This is a genomic window from Agrococcus sp. BE272 (assembly GCF_031457935.1).
In the GTDB taxonomy this organism is placed as follows: Bacteria; Actinomycetota; Actinomycetes; order Actinomycetales; family Microbacteriaceae; genus Agrococcus; species Agrococcus sediminis.
The window spans coordinates 1119223-1134753 of record NZ_JAVDXL010000001.1 but is presented as its reverse complement, the minus strand read 5'-3'; the positions used below and the strand labels follow the sequence as shown (position 1 = coordinate 1134753).

General features: G+C 74.4%; 18 protein-coding genes. 9 read left to right on the top strand and 9 right to left on the bottom strand.

What is annotated here, in order from left to right; all coding sequences use genetic code 11:
* Positions 1-40 precede the first annotated feature (40 nt).
* From paaB to paaE, 4 genes are all read left to right on the top strand, one after another.
* Positions 41-346: a 1,2-phenylacetyl-CoA epoxidase subunit PaaB gene (gene paaB / locus J2X49_RS05515; RefSeq protein WP_123696538.1), complete on the top strand. Its 306-nt coding sequence runs from the start codon at positions 41-43 to the stop codon at positions 344-346.
* 5 nt (positions 347-351) lie between these two features.
* Positions 352-1236, top strand: a complete 885-nt coding sequence (gene paaC / locus J2X49_RS05510) for a 1,2-phenylacetyl-CoA epoxidase subunit PaaC (protein WP_310123982.1) — start codon at positions 352-354, stop codon at positions 1234-1236.
* A 152-nt stretch (positions 1237-1388) separates the two neighbouring features.
* Positions 1389-1865: a 1,2-phenylacetyl-CoA epoxidase subunit PaaD gene (paaD, locus tag J2X49_RS05505; protein WP_246992655.1), complete on the top strand. Its 477-nt coding sequence runs from the start codon at positions 1389-1391 to the stop codon at positions 1863-1865.
* 1 nt (position 1866) lies between these two features.
* On the top strand, positions 1867-2994 hold the full coding sequence (paaE, locus tag J2X49_RS05500; RefSeq protein ID WP_310123490.1) for a 1,2-phenylacetyl-CoA epoxidase subunit PaaE: 1128 nt from the start codon (positions 1867-1869) through the stop codon (positions 2992-2994).
* A 24-nt stretch (positions 2995-3018) separates the two neighbouring features.
* On the opposite strand, the gene J2X49_RS05495 is transcribed toward paaE, so the two are convergent.
* The 3 genes from J2X49_RS05495 to J2X49_RS05485 are packed head-to-tail and all read right to left on the bottom strand — an operon-like array spanning position 3019 to position 5050.
* Positions 3019-3594 (bottom strand): DUF4303 domain-containing protein, encoded by a 576-nt coding sequence (locus tag J2X49_RS05495; protein ID WP_310123487.1) that lies wholly within the window; start codon positions 3592-3594, stop codon positions 3019-3021.
* A 37-nt stretch (positions 3595-3631) separates the two neighbouring features.
* A complete protein-coding gene (locus J2X49_RS05490) occupies positions 3632-4324 on the bottom strand; it encodes an AHH domain-containing protein (RefSeq protein ID WP_128190661.1) in 693 nt (230 codons plus the stop codon).
* A gap of 6 nt (positions 4325-4330) precedes the next feature.
* A complete protein-coding gene (locus J2X49_RS05485; protein ID WP_310123483.1) occupies positions 4331-5050 on the bottom strand; it encodes a hypothetical protein in 720 nt (239 codons plus the stop codon).
* A gap of 173 nt (positions 5051-5223) precedes the next feature.
* On the opposite strand from J2X49_RS05485, the gene J2X49_RS05480 reads away from it, so the two are divergent.
* The 3 genes from J2X49_RS05480 to J2X49_RS05470 all read left to right on the top strand — a co-directional run bounded on the left by J2X49_RS05480 (position 5224) and on the right by J2X49_RS05470 (position 7605).
* Positions 5224-5997 carry an enoyl-CoA hydratase/isomerase family protein gene (locus tag J2X49_RS05480; RefSeq protein ID WP_128190714.1) on the top strand — a complete coding sequence of 258 codons (774 nt, stop codon included), beginning with the start codon at positions 5224-5226 and terminating at the stop codon, positions 5995-5997.
* A gap of 7 nt (positions 5998-6004) precedes the next feature.
* A complete protein-coding gene (locus J2X49_RS05475; protein ID WP_310123478.1) occupies positions 6005-6754 on the top strand; it encodes a maleylpyruvate isomerase family mycothiol-dependent enzyme in 750 nt (249 codons plus the stop codon).
* 62 nt (positions 6755-6816) lie between these two features.
* Complete coding sequence (locus J2X49_RS05470) at positions 6817-7605, top strand: DUF805 domain-containing protein (RefSeq protein WP_310123474.1); 789 nt, start codon at positions 6817-6819, stop codon at positions 7603-7605.
* Here the strand turns inward: J2X49_RS05470 and J2X49_RS05465 are convergent.
* The 5 genes from J2X49_RS05465 to J2X49_RS05445 form a co-directional block, all read right to left on the bottom strand.
* Positions 7602-8180 carry an AAA family ATPase gene (locus tag J2X49_RS05465; RefSeq protein ID WP_310123472.1) on the bottom strand — a complete coding sequence of 193 codons (579 nt, stop codon included), beginning with the start codon at positions 8178-8180 and terminating at the stop codon, positions 7602-7604. The genes J2X49_RS05470 and J2X49_RS05465 overlap by 4 nt on opposite strands.
* The gene (locus J2X49_RS05460; RefSeq protein WP_310123469.1) at positions 8177-9124 is read right to left on the bottom strand and encodes an FAD-dependent oxidoreductase; all 948 of its coding nucleotides are present in this window, start codon (positions 9122-9124) and stop codon (positions 8177-8179) included. Before J2X49_RS05460 ends, J2X49_RS05465 begins: the two co-directional genes overlap by 4 nt.
* Before the next feature lie 98 nt (positions 9125-9222).
* Positions 9223-9639 carry a methyltransferase domain-containing protein gene (locus J2X49_RS05455; RefSeq protein ID WP_310123468.1) on the bottom strand — a complete coding sequence of 139 codons (417 nt, stop codon included), beginning with the start codon at positions 9637-9639 and terminating at the stop codon, positions 9223-9225.
* A 252-nt stretch (positions 9640-9891) separates the two neighbouring features.
* Positions 9892-12432, bottom strand: a complete 2541-nt coding sequence (locus J2X49_RS05450) for an ATP-dependent Clp protease ATP-binding subunit (RefSeq protein ID WP_310123467.1) — start codon at positions 12430-12432, stop codon at positions 9892-9894.
* A 98-nt stretch (positions 12433-12530) separates the two neighbouring features.
* The gene (locus tag J2X49_RS05445) at positions 12531-12974 is read right to left on the bottom strand and encodes a hypothetical protein (protein ID WP_164877140.1); all 444 of its coding nucleotides are present in this window, start codon (positions 12972-12974) and stop codon (positions 12531-12533) included.
* Between the two features lie 199 nt (positions 12975-13173).
* On the opposite strand from J2X49_RS05445, the gene J2X49_RS05440 reads away from it, so the two are divergent.
* Together J2X49_RS05440 and J2X49_RS05435 are read left to right on the top strand one after the other, a co-directional pair.
* Complete coding sequence (locus J2X49_RS05440; protein ID WP_310123465.1) at positions 13174-13704, top strand: hypothetical protein; 531 nt, start codon at positions 13174-13176, stop codon at positions 13702-13704.
* A gap of 119 nt (positions 13705-13823) precedes the next feature.
* Positions 13824-14846: an LLM class flavin-dependent oxidoreductase gene (locus J2X49_RS05435; protein WP_310123463.1), complete on the top strand. Its 1023-nt coding sequence runs from the start codon at positions 13824-13826 to the stop codon at positions 14844-14846.
* A gap of 88 nt (positions 14847-14934) precedes the next feature.
* On the opposite strand, the gene J2X49_RS05430 is transcribed toward J2X49_RS05435, so the two are convergent.
* Positions 14935-15474: a type 1 glutamine amidotransferase domain-containing protein gene (locus J2X49_RS05430; protein WP_310123459.1), complete on the bottom strand. Its 540-nt coding sequence runs from the start codon at positions 15472-15474 to the stop codon at positions 14935-14937.
* Positions 15475-15531: the final 57 nt, after the last annotated feature.

Sequence of the window (15531 nt, the reverse complement as noted above, 5' to 3'; positions counted from 1 at the left end):
GGGGAGTTCGACGAAGAGACGAACGAACGAGGAGACGAGGATGTCGACACCCGGAGACGTCGCCGGCGAGGGCTGGCCGCTGTACGAGGTGTTCGTGCGCGCCAACCGCGGCCTGAGCCACGTGCACGTCGGCTCGCTGCACGCGCCCGACGACGACATGGCGCTGCGCAACGCGCGCGACCTCTACACCCGCCGCAACGAGGGCGTCTCGGTGTGGGTGGTGCGCTCGAGCGCCATCACCACGAGCGACCCCGACCAGAAGGGCGCCTTCTTCGAGAGCCCCGCGGGCAAGAACTACCGCCACGCGAAGTACTACGAGAAGAGCGCGGAGGTGCCGCACCTGTGAGCGACATCAAGCCCAGGGACGCCGCCGCCGTAGCGGCCGCCTACGAGGCCGAGGCCGCCGATGTGCACGGCGACGTCTCGGTCGACGAGCTCGCGCTCTCGGCAGAGCTGACGGGGGCGGATGCGTCGGCGACGGCGAGCGACGACGTCGCGGAGTACGCGCTGCGGCTCGGCGACGACGCGCTCATCCTCTCGCAGCGCCTCGGCTGGTGGATCTCGCGCGCCCCCGAGCTCGAGGAGGACATGGCGCTCGGCAACATCGCGCTCGACCTGCTCGGGCACGCCCGCAGCCTCCTGCACTACGCCGGCACCGCATCCGGCCGCTCCGAGGACGACCTCGCCTACTGGCGCGACGAGCACGAGTTCCGCTGCGCGTGGCTGTTCGAGCAGCCGAACGGCGACTTCGCGCACACGATCGCGCGCGGCCTGATCGCGTCGATCTGGATGCAGGAGCTCTACACGGCGCTGTCGCAGTCGACGGATGCGACGCTCGCGGCCATCGCGGCGAAGGCCGTGAAGGAGGTCGCCTACCACCGCGACCACGCCGTGCAGTGGACGCTGCGGCTCGCGGGCGGCACCGACGAGTCGCGCCGGCGCATGCTCGTCGCGCTCGCCGACCTGTGGCCGTACACCGACGAGCTCTTCCGCGACGACGCGCTGCACGACCGCCTCGAGGGCGTCGCGCCGCGGCCGTCGAGCCTGCGGGCAGGCTTCGACGAGGTGTGGGATGCGGTGCTCGCCGAGGCCGGGATCGTCGAGTCCGACTTCGTGCACCCGCGCATCGGGCAGTCGTCGGGCGGCGGCAGGCACGGGAACCACTCGACGCACCTCGGCCCGATGCTCGCCGAGATGCAGGTGCTGGCTCGCCGGCACCCGGGAGCGACGTGGTGACGATGGCTCCCTCCCCCGCCGCCGCCTCCCCCGCTCGTCGAGTCGGCCCGCAGGCATCCCCCGCTCGTCGAGTAGGCCCGCAGGGCCGTATCGAGACGCCGCGCGCCAGTGGTCTCGATACGCCGGTCTCCGACCGGCTACTCGACCAGCGGATGCAGCGCGCTCGAGAGGTCGCCGCCGCCGTCGTCGACCCCGAGGTGCCCGTGCTGACGATCGAGGACCTCGGCGTGCTGCGCGACGTGCGGCTCGACGGCGAGACGGTGGTCGTCACGCTCACGCCGACCTACTCCGGCTGCCCGGCGATCGACCAGATGCGCGACGACGTGCTGCTCGCGCTCACGGCGGAGGGCTTCCGCCACGTGCGCGTCGACTTCACGCTCAGCCCCGCCTGGACGACCGACTGGATGAGCGACGCCGGCAAGGCGAAGCTCGAGGAGTACGGCATCGCACCGCCCACGCACCGCGCGGGCGAGCGCAGCGGCCCGATCCCGCTGTCGCTCGGCGTGAAGTGCCCGCGCTGCGGGTCGCTCCGCACGCGCGAGGTGTCGCGCTTCGGCTCGACCGCCTGCAAGAGCCACTTCGAGTGCCTCGCGTGCCTCGAGCCCTTCGACCACTTCAAGGTGCACTGAGATGGCCGCGATCAACCTCGGCAGCAGCACCTCGCGGCGCCGCGCCCGCTTCCACGAGCTCGAGGTCGCCGACGTGCGCCCGCTCACCGCCGACGCCGTCGAGGTCACCTTCGCGGTGCCGGGCGAGCTGCACGACGACTTCGGCTACGTGGCCGGCCAGCACCTGGCGCTGCGCGCCACGATCGACGGGCAGGAGGTGCGGCGCTCGTACTCCATCTGCCGCCCGCCGACCCCGGGATCCATCTCGGTCGCGATCAAGCGCGACCTCGGCGGCCGCTTCTCGACCTGGGCCAACAGCGAGCTGCAGCCGGGCGCCCGCATCGACGTCATGGTGCCGCAGGGCACCTTCACGTCGGCGCTCGAGCAGGTCGACGGCGCGCACGTCGTCGGCATCGCGGCCGGCAGCGGCATCACGCCGATGATGGCGCTCGCGCACGAGGTGCTCTCGCGCTCCGAGACCTCGACCTTCTCGCTCGTGTTCTCCAACCGCTCGACCCTCGACGTGATGTTCATCGAGGAGCTCGCCGACCTCAAGGACCGCTACCCGGCCCGGCTCGCCCTGCACCACGTGCTCTCGCGCGAGCAGCGGGCGGCGCCGCTCATGTCCGGCCGCATCGACGAAGAGCGCCTCGAGCGCATCCTGTCGGAGCTCATCCGCCCCGAGAGCGTCGACGAGTGGTTCCTGTGCGGCCCGTTCGAGCTCGTGCAGCTGTGCCGCGACGTGCTCGCGGCGAAGGGCGTCGACGAGGCCCACGTGCGGTTCGAGCTCTTCACGACGGGCAAGCCGGATGCGGCGGGCGGCGACCGCGGACGGCCCGTGCAGGTGGAGGCGGGCGAGGAGACCTGGACGCTCGACTTCACGCTCGACGGGCAGTCGTCGCAGGTGCAGAGCCCGGTCGCGGCGCGCGAGTCGATCCTCAACGCGGCGCTGCGGGTGCGGCCCGACGTGCCCTTCGCGTGCGCGGGCGGCGTGTGCGGCACGTGCCGCGCGAAGGTCGTCTCCGGCAGCGTGCAGATGACCGAGAACTACGCCCTCGAGCCGGACGAGCTCGAGCGCGGCTACGTGCTCACGTGCCAGTCGCACCCCAAGGGCGACACGGCGAAGGTGGTCGTCGACTACGACGTGTGACGCGCCGGGCGCGCCCCGGCGCGCTCAGTCGAGCTGCAGGAACGCGCGCAGCTCGGCGACGCCCTCGGCGTCGTTGAGCGGCGCGCTCCAGTCGGCGAGCTGCTGCTCGTCGACGTCGGCGTCGAGCGGCATGAAGACGTGCGCTGCGGTCGGCCAGCGGTCGAAGAAGCCCTCGGCCGCCGACGCCGCCATCGCGGCGGCGATCGCGCCCCACACTGCGTGCCGGAACTCCTGCATGCCCGGCACCGCGAACCCGGCGGTCCCCGTCGACGCGTCCGCGCTCGGCTTCGCCTGCTCGAGCTCTGCGCGCAGGGGCTCGAGCTGATCGGGCGCGCCGCTGCCGGTCACGTCGAGGTCCCACTCGCCGATGTGCCACTTCGAGTCGAGGGCGAACTCGGGCTCGTCGGCGACCATCGCGTCGAGGTTCTGCCGGGAGTTGGCGAAGGCGACGACCGAGGTCGCGTCCGCGTCGGTCGAGATGCCGATGCCCGCGATCTCGCCGTCGGGCCGCGACCCGGCGGCGGCGAGCATCGCCGCCTCGAGCATCGGCTGGATCCGGTCGGCGAGCTCCGCCTGCCAGGCGGCGAGGTCTGCGGTCATGGCGTCACCCTACCGACGGCCACCGAGCGGGGCCCGGTCACGGGCGGCCGCCGAAGACGTCGCGCCCTGCGCCGCGGAGCGCGTCGATGACCGCCTCGCGGCCCGCGCCGTCGGCGGCCTGCAGCCGCTGCAGCACCTCGCGCACGTTCGCGATGTTGTGCTGCCCGGCCACGTTCGGCGCCCACGTGAGGTTGTGCGGCCCGGTGTACCAGTCGACGCCGTTGCGCTCGAGGATCTCCTTCGCCTGCGCGATGAGCGCCTGCTGGCGCGCACCCACGCCCTTCTTGAAGACGATGTGGTGGCCGTGCGGGGCCTCCATGTCGGGCGGGCGGGGACCGTGGAACGTGGTCGTCAGCTCGCCGAAGTCGGGCGCGGTGAGGTCGCCGGCCTCCACCGCCGCCTGCCGGGCGGCCGCGGTCGCGGCGTTCGCCGCCTCGGTGTCGGCGTCCGGCCAGGTCGACGGCGGCGCATCCGGATCCGGTGCGGCGTCGGGATCGCGGAGGCCCGGGGCGCTCGGGGTCGTGCGCTCGGGCGCGTCGTGGTCGGGCGCCCGGTCGGGCGTGCGCTGGGAGCGCGAGAGCTCGACGTCCTTCGCCTCGATCTGCTGGCGGATCTGCCGGGTCTTCGCGCTGAGCCTCGTCGACTTCTTCGCGACCGCGCGGGCCGCCTCCGGCACGAGCTCCTCGATGACGTCGAGGGCCTCCTTGATGACGATCTTGATGGTCGACATCCCGCATCACCCCGTGAAGATCTGGCAGGAGGACAGCTGCATGATGAAGTCGTCGGCGAGCCGCTCCTGGTCGGCGGCGTTCGACTCGAGGTCGCCGGCGGCCTGGTCGAGCGCGTCGAGATCGGCCTGGAACTCGGAGACGTCGCCGATCGCGCCCTCGACGAGCTCGGCCTCGAGCATGGCGGTGATGCCGTCCATCATCGGCCCCTGCAGCGGCTCGATGATCAGCGGCAGCAGCTGCTGCGCGAGCTGGTCGACCGCGATGTTCGTGAGCACGTCGAGCGCCTTCTTGCGCAGCGCGATGATGGCTGCGCTCGCGGCGGCGGAGGCGCCGAGCGTGATGATCGCGCTCGCCGCCGCGGCGGCGATCTGCGCGGCGGTGATGACGAGCTCGGCGATGACCTTGACCTTGAGCGCGACGACGGCGTCGGCGCCCACCTCGATGCCGCCCGCGACCGGGTCGAGCGCGTCGACGAGCTGCTGGATGTTCGTCGACCGGTCGGTGTCCCACGCGTTGGAAAACGACGTCGACGCCTGGCCGGTGAGCGCGGTCGCCACGCCGGTCTTCACGCGCGTCTCGGCCACCTCGACGGTGCCCTCGACGTCGTCCTTGAACTGGCGCATGATGCTCGCCGCGCGCCGCATCTCGTCCTCGTCGAGCGGCGGCCAGTCGTAGCCGAGCATGTCGAGCACCCAGACGAGCTCGCCCGGCAGGTTCATCGCCACGCTGCATCACCCCCCGGTCGACCGAACGGCTCCACGGTAGGCGGCGACGCGCCCCGTCGGCGATGGGGAGAACTGCCCGCCCGTGCCCGGCCGTGCCGCCCGCGCTCGGCCATGATGGTCTCGACGCGCGACGACGCCGGCGCCCCGGCTCCGCGCCCCACGGAGGGAGCCCCATGATCGAGCTGCAGCTCGCCGACGGCATCGCCGAGATCGTGCTGAACGCACCCGAGCGGCGCAACGCCGTCGACGCATCCGCCCTGCAGGCGATGTCGGATGCGCTGACCGAGGCCGAGCGGGCGGGCGTGCGCGCGCTCGTGCTGCGCGGGGAGGGCAAGGCGTTCTGCGCCGGCCGCGACATCTCGCAGGTCGATCCGCGCACCGACGACACGATCGGGTTCCTGCAGGACCGCGTGCAGCCGCTGCTGCAGCAGCTCGCCGCGTTCCCGGCGCCCACCTTCGCCGTCGCCCACGGCGCGTGCCTGGGCGTGGGGCTCGGGCTCCTCATCGCGGCCGACGTGGTCTACGTCGCCGAGACCGCGAAGCTCGGCAGCCCGTTCGCCGCGCTCGGCGCCACGCTCGACTCCGGCGGCCACGCGCTCTTCTTCGAGCGGCTCGGCGCGCACCGCACGCTCGACCTCATCTACTCCGGCCGGCTGCTGACGGGCGCCGAGGCGGTCGCCGCCGGGCTCTTCTCGCAGGTCTTCCCCGACGACGAGGTGCTCGCCGCCACCCGTGCCGCGGCCGCGCATGCCGCGCAGGGGCCGACGCTCGCGTTCATCGCCTCGAAGGAGCTCATCCGGGGCCTCCGCGACGAGCGGCTGGGCCTGTGGCAGTCGATGGGCGGCGAGAGCGCCGCGCAGGCCGCGCTCGCCGAGACCGCCGACTACCGCGAGGGCTTCGCGGCGTTCCAGCAGAAGCGCACGCCCACGTTCACCGGCCGGGGCTGAGGCGCCGATGGCGACCGACGGCATCCGGCCCCCCGACCACCTGGCGGCGCTCGCCGACTGGCAGGCGCAGTTCCTCGAGACGCTGCGGAGGGCCGACCCCGCGACGCCGATCCCGTGGCTCGCGCCGTGGACGGTCGAGAAGCTCGTCGTGCACCTCGCCCGCGTGCACCACTGGGCGGCAGGCCAGGCGCGCCGCGTGCAGGAGGAGCCGCTCGGCCGTGGACCGTTCGACCTGCCCGAGCTCTACGCCGCGTGCGCGCTCGAGGTGCGCGAGGCGCTCGCCGAGCTCGACCCCGACGCGCGGGCGTGGGCGCTCGTCGACGACGGCGTGCCGCGCGGCGAGCACACCGGCACCGTGCGGTTCTGGCACCGGCGGCAGGCGCTCGAGACGCTCGTGCACCTGTGGGATCTGCGCACGGCGATCGGCGAGCCGCTCGACGTCGACGCGGGCGCGTGGCTCGACTGCCTCGACGAGCTCGTCACCGTCATGCACCCCCGGCAGCTGCGGCTCGGCCGGGTCGAGGCGCCGGCAGCGCGGCTGGTCTTCGCCCCGACCGAGACGGATGCGCGGCTCGCGCTCACCGGGTCGGCACCGGGTGCGCCGGAGGTGGTGCTCACAGGGCCCGCCCGCTCGCTCGCGCTGCTGGCGTGGGGCCGGGTGCCGCTCGCCGAGGCGGCCGACGCCGACGGCGGCATCGAGGTGCGCGGCGACCGCGCGCTCGCGGCGGCGGTGCTGGGCGCGGGCCTGGCGCCGTAGTCGCAGGATCCGCCCGCGCGCGGCGCGGCGCGCCGCGCCGCAGATGGGCGATGATGTCCCCCGTGAGCACCTCTGCAGTCCCCGTCGGCCAGCCGCTGCCCGGCGCGTCCTTCGGCCAGTCCGTCCGGCGCTTCTTCCAGGGCTTCCTCGTCTTCTCGGGACGCGCGAGCCGCAGCGAGTTCTGGTGGGCGATGCTGTTCACCTTCCTCGTCTCGCTCCTGTCGCAGGTGCCGTTCTGGATCGCGTGGATCGGCTTCATGATGCAGGCGGTGTCGGTCGAGGCCGCGGGCGTCGGCGCCGACCAGGAGGCGCTGCTGGCGCCCCTCGGCGCGATGTTCGGATGGCTCGCGCTGCTCGTCGTGGTCTCGCTCGCGCTCGCGGTGCCCACCTACGCGGTGATGTGGCGGCGCGTGCAGGATGCCGGCTTCCACGGCGCGTTCGCCCTGCTGTCGCTCGTCGGCCTCGGCATCGTGCCGCTCGTCATGTGCTTCTTCCCCTCGAACCCGCTCGGCGCGCGCTTCGACCGCAGCGCGACGGCGCAGGCCTGGGACGCCGGCCAGCCGTCGCTCGCGCAGCCGTACGCGGCAAGCGGGTACGGGGCGCCTGCCGCCTACGGGCAGGGCGCCGGCTACGGCCAGGGCGCCGCGTCCGGCCAGTCGTCGCCGTACGACGCACCGCAGGCGGACCCGCACAGCAGCCCGGCCTACGGCGGGCAGTCGTACGGCGGCCAGTCGTACGGCGGCCAGAGCTACGGCGGGCAGTCGTACGGCGCCGCGCCCTACGGCTCGGCGCCCGGCGCGTCGCCCGGCGACGCGGGGCCCGCCCACGGCCGCCACTCCGACGATCGCTAGCGACCGCCCGCGACCCTGACGTCGGTCGCCTCGCGCGGCCGGAACCGCCGCTCGAACGCCCGCTCCGTCGGCGCCCACACCTCGCGCCACAGCGCGTCGTGATCGTTCCCCGCCTGCCGGTCGCGGCGCATCCCGCGCTCCACCGCCACCTCGAGCGGCACGTCGACCCAGACGGCCAGGTCGAGCAGCGGCAGGAGCCGCGGGTGCAGCAGCCCGACCGCGTCGACGAGCTGCACGGGCGCCGCGGGCGCGAGCCGCTCGGGCTGCCGGCCGCCCGTCGCCCAGTCGACCGGCCGGAACCGCGCGGGCTCCCCCGCCCGCAGCGCCGCGAGCACCGCCGCGAGCTCGTCGCGGTGCAGCGCCGCCCAGTCCTCGCTCGCCGAGCGGCTGCCGATCGGGTCGAGGAAGTCGTCGCCGCGCACGCGCGCCGCCGGCAGCCGCTCGGCCAGGGCGCGCGCGAGCGTCGTCTTGCCGGCACCGCCGTAGCCGGCGATGCCCACGACCACGACGGCGCGCTCCGCCATCAGGCGGCGGATGCGCGCGGCCAGCTCGTCGACGCTCGCCGGCTCGGTCATGGGGCCGCCAGCATCGCCGCCACCCGCGCCGCCGTGCCCCACGACAGCGTCATGCCGCTCCCGCCGTGGCCGTAGGCGGCGATCACCCGCAGCGCCCGGCCCGGCACCTCCTCGATGCGCAGCCGGGCGCGCCCGGGCCGCAGCCCCACCGCGCGCGACAGGATCGGCATCCCGGCCACCGCCGGCACGAGCGCGGCGCACCGAGCGAGGATGCCCGCCTCGATCGCCGGGTCGGGCTCGAGCGAGGTCGCGCCGGCCTCGTGCGTGCCGCCGAGCACGAGGCAGTCGCGGCGCGGCAGCACGTAGGTGAGCCCGGCCGGATCCTCGTCGTCGATCACGAACGTCGTGACGCCCGGGTTCTCGACCCGCACGACCTGGCCGCGGATGGGCACCACCGTCGCGTCGTCGCCGAGCAGCGCGCCCCCGCGCGCCCCGGCGGCCACGACCGCGACGTCGAAGGCGCCCGCGAGCGCATCCGGATCGTCCACCCGCCGGTGCTCGAAGCGCACGCCCAGCGCCTCGCACTCCGCCTGCAGCCACGGCAGGTACTGCGACATGGTCGCGAGCGGGGCCCTCGTGCGCATGCCCGTCGTGCCGGCGGGGAGGTCGGCGGCGGCGGCCGGGGCGGCTGGCAGCAGAGCCGTCCACGAGCGGTCGGGCGCCGCTGCGCGCTCGACGACGATCCCGTCGCGCAGGTCGACGCCCGCCTCGGGGCGCTCGGCGATCGCGACGAAGCGGCGCAGCGAGAGCGCGAGCATCGCGTCGACCTCGGCCGAGCGCTCGGCCGCGTAGGGGAACCACACGGCGCCTGCGACGGCCGACGTCGTCTCGAGCGGCGCGAGGTCGGCGATCACCGTCACGTCGCGGCGGCCCGCCGCCGCGAGCTCGTGCGCGATCGAGAGGCCGATGACGCCCGCGCCGATGACCGCGATCCGCTCGCCCATCCGCGCTCCCCCGTTCCCCGACCGGCTCCGTGCTCGTCCGACCGCATCATCCTTCCCGACCCGCGCGGAGCCGGTCGACGGACGGCGGATGCGCCGAGTCAGTGGAGCGGGACCGCCTCGAGCGGGTCGCCGCGGTCGATGTAGAGGGCCGCGCCGGGCACGGTCGCCGCCGCGAGCTGCGCCATCGCGGCGGCCTCGAGCTCGGGGTGGCGGCCGTCGAGCGCGCCCACGCGGATCGCGACGACGAGGTCGAACGGCTGCTCGCGGCCCTTCAGCCGGAACTGCTCGGCGGTCGAGACGCGGAAGTCGAGGCTGCCGTGGGAGGAGACGCGCTCCGCGGCCTGGATGGCCGTCGGCGAGCGGTCGACGCCGAGCACGTAGCCGTCGGGCCCGACCTGCTCGGCCATGGCCCGGGCGAGCGCGCCGGGGCCGCAGCCCACCTCCAGCACGCGCATCCCGGGGCGCAGGGGCAGCGCCTCCAGCACCGCGGCGAGCCGCGGGGAGAGCTCGGCCATGTCGCCTCCTCGTCAGGAGAGCATGACGGCGCGGTGGAGCTCAGGCAAGAGGCCCTTTCGGGCCTCTTGCGCGACCCCAGCGCCGGCGCCCGTCTCGGGCGCCGGGAACCGTCGATGCCGGCGAGCGGTCCGAGACGCGTCGCGGGTGGTCTCGAGACGCCGCCTCCGGCGGCTCCTCGACCAGCGGAGGAGGCGGCTCCTCGACCAGCGGAGAGCGCGGCTCCTCGACCAGCGAGGGCGGGAGGGCGGGGGCTACATCGCGGGCGTCGGGCGCTCGGCCGGCGCGGTGGTCACCGCGATGGCGTCGCCCTCGACATCCACCCGCACGACGCCCGACTCCAGCCCGCCGACGATGAGGTCGGCGACCCGGTCCTCGACCTCGCGCTGGATGAGCCTGCGCAGCGGCCGCGCGCCGTACTCGGGCTCGTAGCCGTGCTCCGCGAGCCACGCGAGCGCCGCATCCGTCACCTCGAGCTCGACGTCCTGCGCCCGCAGCCGGTCGCCGACGCGGTCGAGCAGCAGCGTCACGATCTGCCGCAGCTGCGCCGGCTCGAGCTTGTGGAACAGCACGATCTCGTCGATGCGGTTGATGAGCTCGGGCCGCATCTGCTCGCGCAGCCTGCCCATGACCTTCGCCCGCAGCTCGTCGGGCGAGCCGCTGCCGTCGCCGGCCTGGAACCCGATCGGGCCCGACTTCGACGCGAGGAACTCGCCGCCGAGGTTCGAGGTCATGATCACGACCGTGTTGCGGAAGTCGACGGTGCGGCCCTGGCCGTCGGTGAGCCGGCCGTCCTCGAGCACCTGCAGCAGCAGGTTGAAGACATCCGGGTGCGCCTTCTCGATCTCGTCGAGCAGCACCACCGAGTACGGCTGCCGCCGCACGCGCTCGGTGAGCTGGCCCGCCTCGTCGTAGCCGACGTACCCGGGAGGCGCGCCGATGAGGCGGGCGACCGTGTGGCGCTCGCCGAACTCCGACATGTCGAAGCGCACGAGCGCGTGCTCCGAGCCGAACAGGCTCGACGCGAGCGCCTTGGCCAGCTCGGTCTTGCCGACGCCGGTGGGGCCCAGGAACAGGAACGAGCCGATCGGGCGGCCGGTGTCGCCGAGCCCCGACCGCGAGCGCCGCACGGCCTTCGCCACCGCGCCCACCGCATCCTCCTGCCCGATGACGCGCTCGTGCAGCTCCTCCTCGAGGCGGCCCAGCCGCTGCCGGTCGCCCTCGGTGAGCCGCGAGGCGGGGATGCCGGTCGCGCGCGAGACGACGCCCGCGATCTCCTCCTCGTCGACGACGCCGTCCTCGCCGGAGCCCGACTCGATCGATGCCTGGATGGCGGCGATGCGGTCGCGGATGCGGGTCGCCTCCTCGAACTCCTCGGCCTCGACCGCCTGCCGCTTCTGCTCCTCGAGGTGCTCGCGCTCCTTCGTCAGCGCATCCACGTCGACCTTCGCGCCCAGGCTCAGCCGCAGCCGCGCGCCGGCCTGGTCGATGAGGTCGATGGCCTTGTCGGGCAGGAACCGGTCGCTGATGTAGCGGTGGGAGAGCTCGACCGCGGCGCGGATCGCATCGGGCGTGTAGGTGACGCGGTGGTGCTCGGCGTAGGCGCTCTGCAGCCCCTCGAGGATGCGCACGGCGTCCTCGACGCTCGGCTCGGCCACCAGCACGGGCTGGAAGCGGCGCGTGAGCGCGGCGTCCTTCTCGATGCGGCGGAACTCCGCGAGCGTCGTCGCGCCGATCATGTGCAGGTCGCCGCGGGCCAGGCGCGGCTTCAGGATGTTGGCCGCATCCATGCCGCCCTCGCCGCCGCCCCCGGCGCCCAGGATCGTGTGCAGCTCGTCGATGAAGACGATCAGCTCGTCGCGGTGCTCGGTGATCTCGTCCATCGCCTTCGTGATGCGCTCCTCGAAGTCGCCGCGGTAGCGCGTGCCGGCGACCATCGCGGTGAGGTCGAGCGCGACGACGCGCTTGCCCTTCAGCGACTTCGGCACGCCGCCCTCCACGATCGCGCGGGCGAGCCCCTCGACGATGGCGGTCTTGCCGACGCCGGCCTCGCCGATGAGCACGGGGTTGTTCTTCGTGCGGCGCGACAGGATCTCGATCGTCTGCTCGATCTCCTCGGTGCGGCCGATCACCGGGTCGAGCTCGCCGTCGCGCGCGCGAGCGGTGAGGTCGATGCCGAACTCGTCGAGCGTCGGCGTCGTCGAGTCGGGGTCGACGTGCTTCGCGGGGGTGCGCGCCTGCTGCGCCTCGATGGCCGCGCGCTGCGCCTCGGCGGCGCCGCGCTGCAGCGCCTCGGGCGTGATGCCCGCCTCGTGCAGGAGGGAGCCGACGGCGCTGTCGCCGGCGAGCAGGAACGCGAAGAAGAGGTGCTCGGGGTCGATGTAGCTCGAGCCGTTGGCCCGGGCGATCTGGTACGCGTCGCGCAGGGCGCGCTGGGCCGAGGGCGTCAGCGACGGCGGCCCCTGCGTCTCGCGCTCGCCGTCGGCCGGCATGCGGTCCTCGATCGTGCCGCGCAGCGCCTCCTCGTCGGCGCCTGCGGCGCGCACGGCGGCCGACACCTGCGGCAGCTCGAGCAGCGCGCGCAGCAGGTGCAGCGCGTCGACCTCGGCGTGCCGGTGGGCGCGCGCGTACTCGACGGCGCTCGCCATGACCGAGCTCGTGCGCCGCGAGACGAGGCGCGAGAGGTCGATCGATCGCTGCGCGGGCGCGCGCTGGCCCTGCAGGATCCGGGCGATGAAGTCGTCGAACGATCCGTCGCCGCCGATCCCGAAGGACGGTCCGTAGATGGCTGCCATGCGCATCCCCCTCGAAGGTCTTCGTCGAACTTGAGTCTGCTCGACTCAAGTTGGAACATGCTGGGAGGCGGCGCGCATTCCCGACCCGCGCATCCGCCTCAGCTGATGGCCTGCCGCACGAGCGCGGCGATGCGCTCGCGCACCTCTGGGGTGTCGGAGACGAGGGCGTACGACGTCGGCCACATGGCGCCCTCGTCGAGGTTGGCGTTCGTCTGGAACCCGAGCGTCGAGTAGCGCTCGTCGAACTTCGACGCCTGCTGGAAGAAGACGAGCACCTTGCCGTCGCGCGCATAGGAGGGGAACCCGTACCAGGTCTTCGGGTCGAGGTCGGGCGCGACCTCCGACACCACCTCGTGCACCATCTGCGCGAGGCCCTTGTCGGGCTCGGGCAGGCCCTCGATCACGTCGAGCACGTCCTGCCGGTCCTTCTCCTTCTTGCCGGCGCCCTTGCGCGACGACTGGGCGCGCAGCTCGGCCGCGCGCTGCTTCACCGCCTCGCGCTCGACGTCCGACAGCGTGTCGTCCTGCTGCTGCTTCGCCACGACTTCCTCCGCATGCTCGGTGCGGCGCCCCACCGGCGCCGCCTCCATCATGGACCTCGGATGCGCGCGGCGGCAGGGCCCGTCCGCGCGGCTGTGGAGGGTGATGAGAGGCCTCTCACCGACCCCTCCTCCTCGCCTCACCGGCACCGGCGACAGTGGTCATCACCAGGCAGCACCCCCGATCACCAGGAGGAACAGCATGAACACCAAGTGGATCGCCCTCGGCACCGTCGGAGCGCTCGGGCTCGGCGCCATGGCCGCGAGCGCGGCCGGCATCGCCAACGCCGTCGAGCTGCGGGATGCGCAGGGCCGCGTCGTCGACAGCGGGCAGGTGCGCGGCGACATCCTCGACCGCGAGTCGCTGAACGTGAAGATCACCGGCGACCACGCCTCCGTGGTCTCGGCGACCTCGGCCCCCACCGCCACCGACGCCCCGTCGGCGACGCAGTCGGCGCCCTCGCCCACCTCGACGGCGTCGGCTCCCACGGCCGCCTCGCCGGCCTCCGTGGTCTCCCCCGCATCGGTGCCGAGCCCCGCGTCGGCCCAGTCCGCGGCTCCCGCACCGGCACCGGCACCCGCGCCCGCTCCCGCGCCGGCGCCCGCCCCCGAGTCGGCCCCGACGCCGGACTCGGCACCGAGCCCGGTCTCGGCCCAGTCGCCGATCTCGGCCCAGTCGCCCGTGTCGGTCCCCTCGGCCGGCAGCGCGGAGTCGCCCGAGTCGAACGACTGACGAGCGCAGCACCGCTCCACAGCAGGCAGCGCCCCGCCGACCGCGGCGGGGCGCTGCCGTGCGCCGGGCCGGCCCCGCGCGCGTGGAATGCCGGCGCATCCGGCCCGGTTCTCCCCGACGTGCGCAAGCAGCTCGGATTCCTCTCCTTCGGCCACTACCGCGACATCCCCGGCTCGCGGGTGCCGACCGCGGGCGACTCGCTGCGGATGCACGTCGACCTCGCCGTCGCCGCCGAGGAGGCGGGCCTCGACGGCGCCTGGGTGCGCGTGCACCACTTCGACCAGTCGCTCGCGAGCCCCTACCCGCTGCTCGCCGCCATGGGCGCGCGCACGAGCAGGCTCGAGCTCGGCACCGGCGTGATCGACCTGCGGTACGAGCAGCCGCTCGCGATGGCCGAGCTCGCGAGCGCCGCCGACCTGCTCGCGGGCGAGCGGCTGCAGCTCGGCATCTCGCGCGGCTCGCCCGAGCGGGCCGTCGACGGGCAGGAGCGCTTCGGCCTGCCGCTGCCCGAGGGCGCGTCGTGGTCGGATGTCGCGCGCGAGCGCGCCGCCCACCTGCGCCGGGCGCTCCGCGGCGAGCCGATGGCGCGCTCCGCGCGCGCCGCGGAGACCGGCGGCGACCCCGACCTGCCGATCGAGCCGCGCTCCCCCGGCCTCGCCGACCGCCTCTGGTGGGGCGCCGGCAACCACGCCTCGGGGCTCTGGGCCGCCGAGCACGGCTACCACCTGCTCTCGTCGACGCTGCTGCTGCAGGACGACGGCCGGCCGTTCCACGTGCAGCAGGCCGACCAGGTGCGCGCCTACCGCGACGCGCACGCGCGGGCCGGCCACCGCATCCGTCCCCGCACCGCCGTGACGCGGAGCGCGTTCCCGATCGCGACCGACGACGACCGCCGCTACTTCGGCCTCGCCGACGAGCGGCGCGACGGGGTCGGCCGGCTCGACGGCAGCGCGGCGCGCAGCGGTCCGACCTACGCCGGCGACCCCGAGCACGTCGCGGCGCGGCTGCTCGCCGACGAGGCGGTGCAGGAGGCCGGCACCGTGCTCTTCGCGCTGCCGAGCCAGCTCGGCTACGCCACGAACGCCCGCCTGCTCGCGTCCCTCGCCGCCGTCGGGCGCGAGCTCGGGTGGCTCGAGGCCTGAGCGCCCGCGGCTGGCCGATCCACACCGCCGCCGCACGACGGAGCCCGGCACGACCTGCGTGCCGGGCTCGGTCGTGCGTGCGCCAGGGTCAGCGCGGGTGCACGCCCTCGGCGATCTCCTCGAGGACCTTCGCGTTGAACGCGGGCAGGTCGTCGGGCGTGCGGCTCGAGACGAGGCCCTTGTCGGTCGCGACCTCCTGGTCGACCCACTCGGCGCCGGCGTTCCGCAGGTCGGTCCTCAGGCTCGGGTAGCTCGTGATCGTGCGGCCCTCGACCCCGCCGGCCTCGATGAGGATCCAGGCGCCGTGGCAGATGACGCCGATCGGCTTGCCCGACTCGACGAAGCCGCGCACGAGCGCGACCGCGTCCTCGTCCATCCGCAGGTGGTCGGCGTTCACGACGCCGCCCGGGAGCACGAGGGCGTCGTAGTCGGATGCGTCGGCGCCCGACACGGGCCCGTCGACCGCCTGCGTGTGGCCCTTCTTGCCCTCGACCTGGCCGTCCTTCGGAGCGAGGAGCGTCGGCTGCCCACCGGCGCCCTGCACGGCCTCCCAGGGGCTCGTGAGCTCGGAGTCCTCGTAGCCGTCCGTCAGGACGAACGCGACCTTCTTGCCGGTGATGTCGGCCATGGTGCTGCCTCCTTGTCGCTGTCTGGTTGGGGTACGGCGGCGACGGTACCCGCCGCG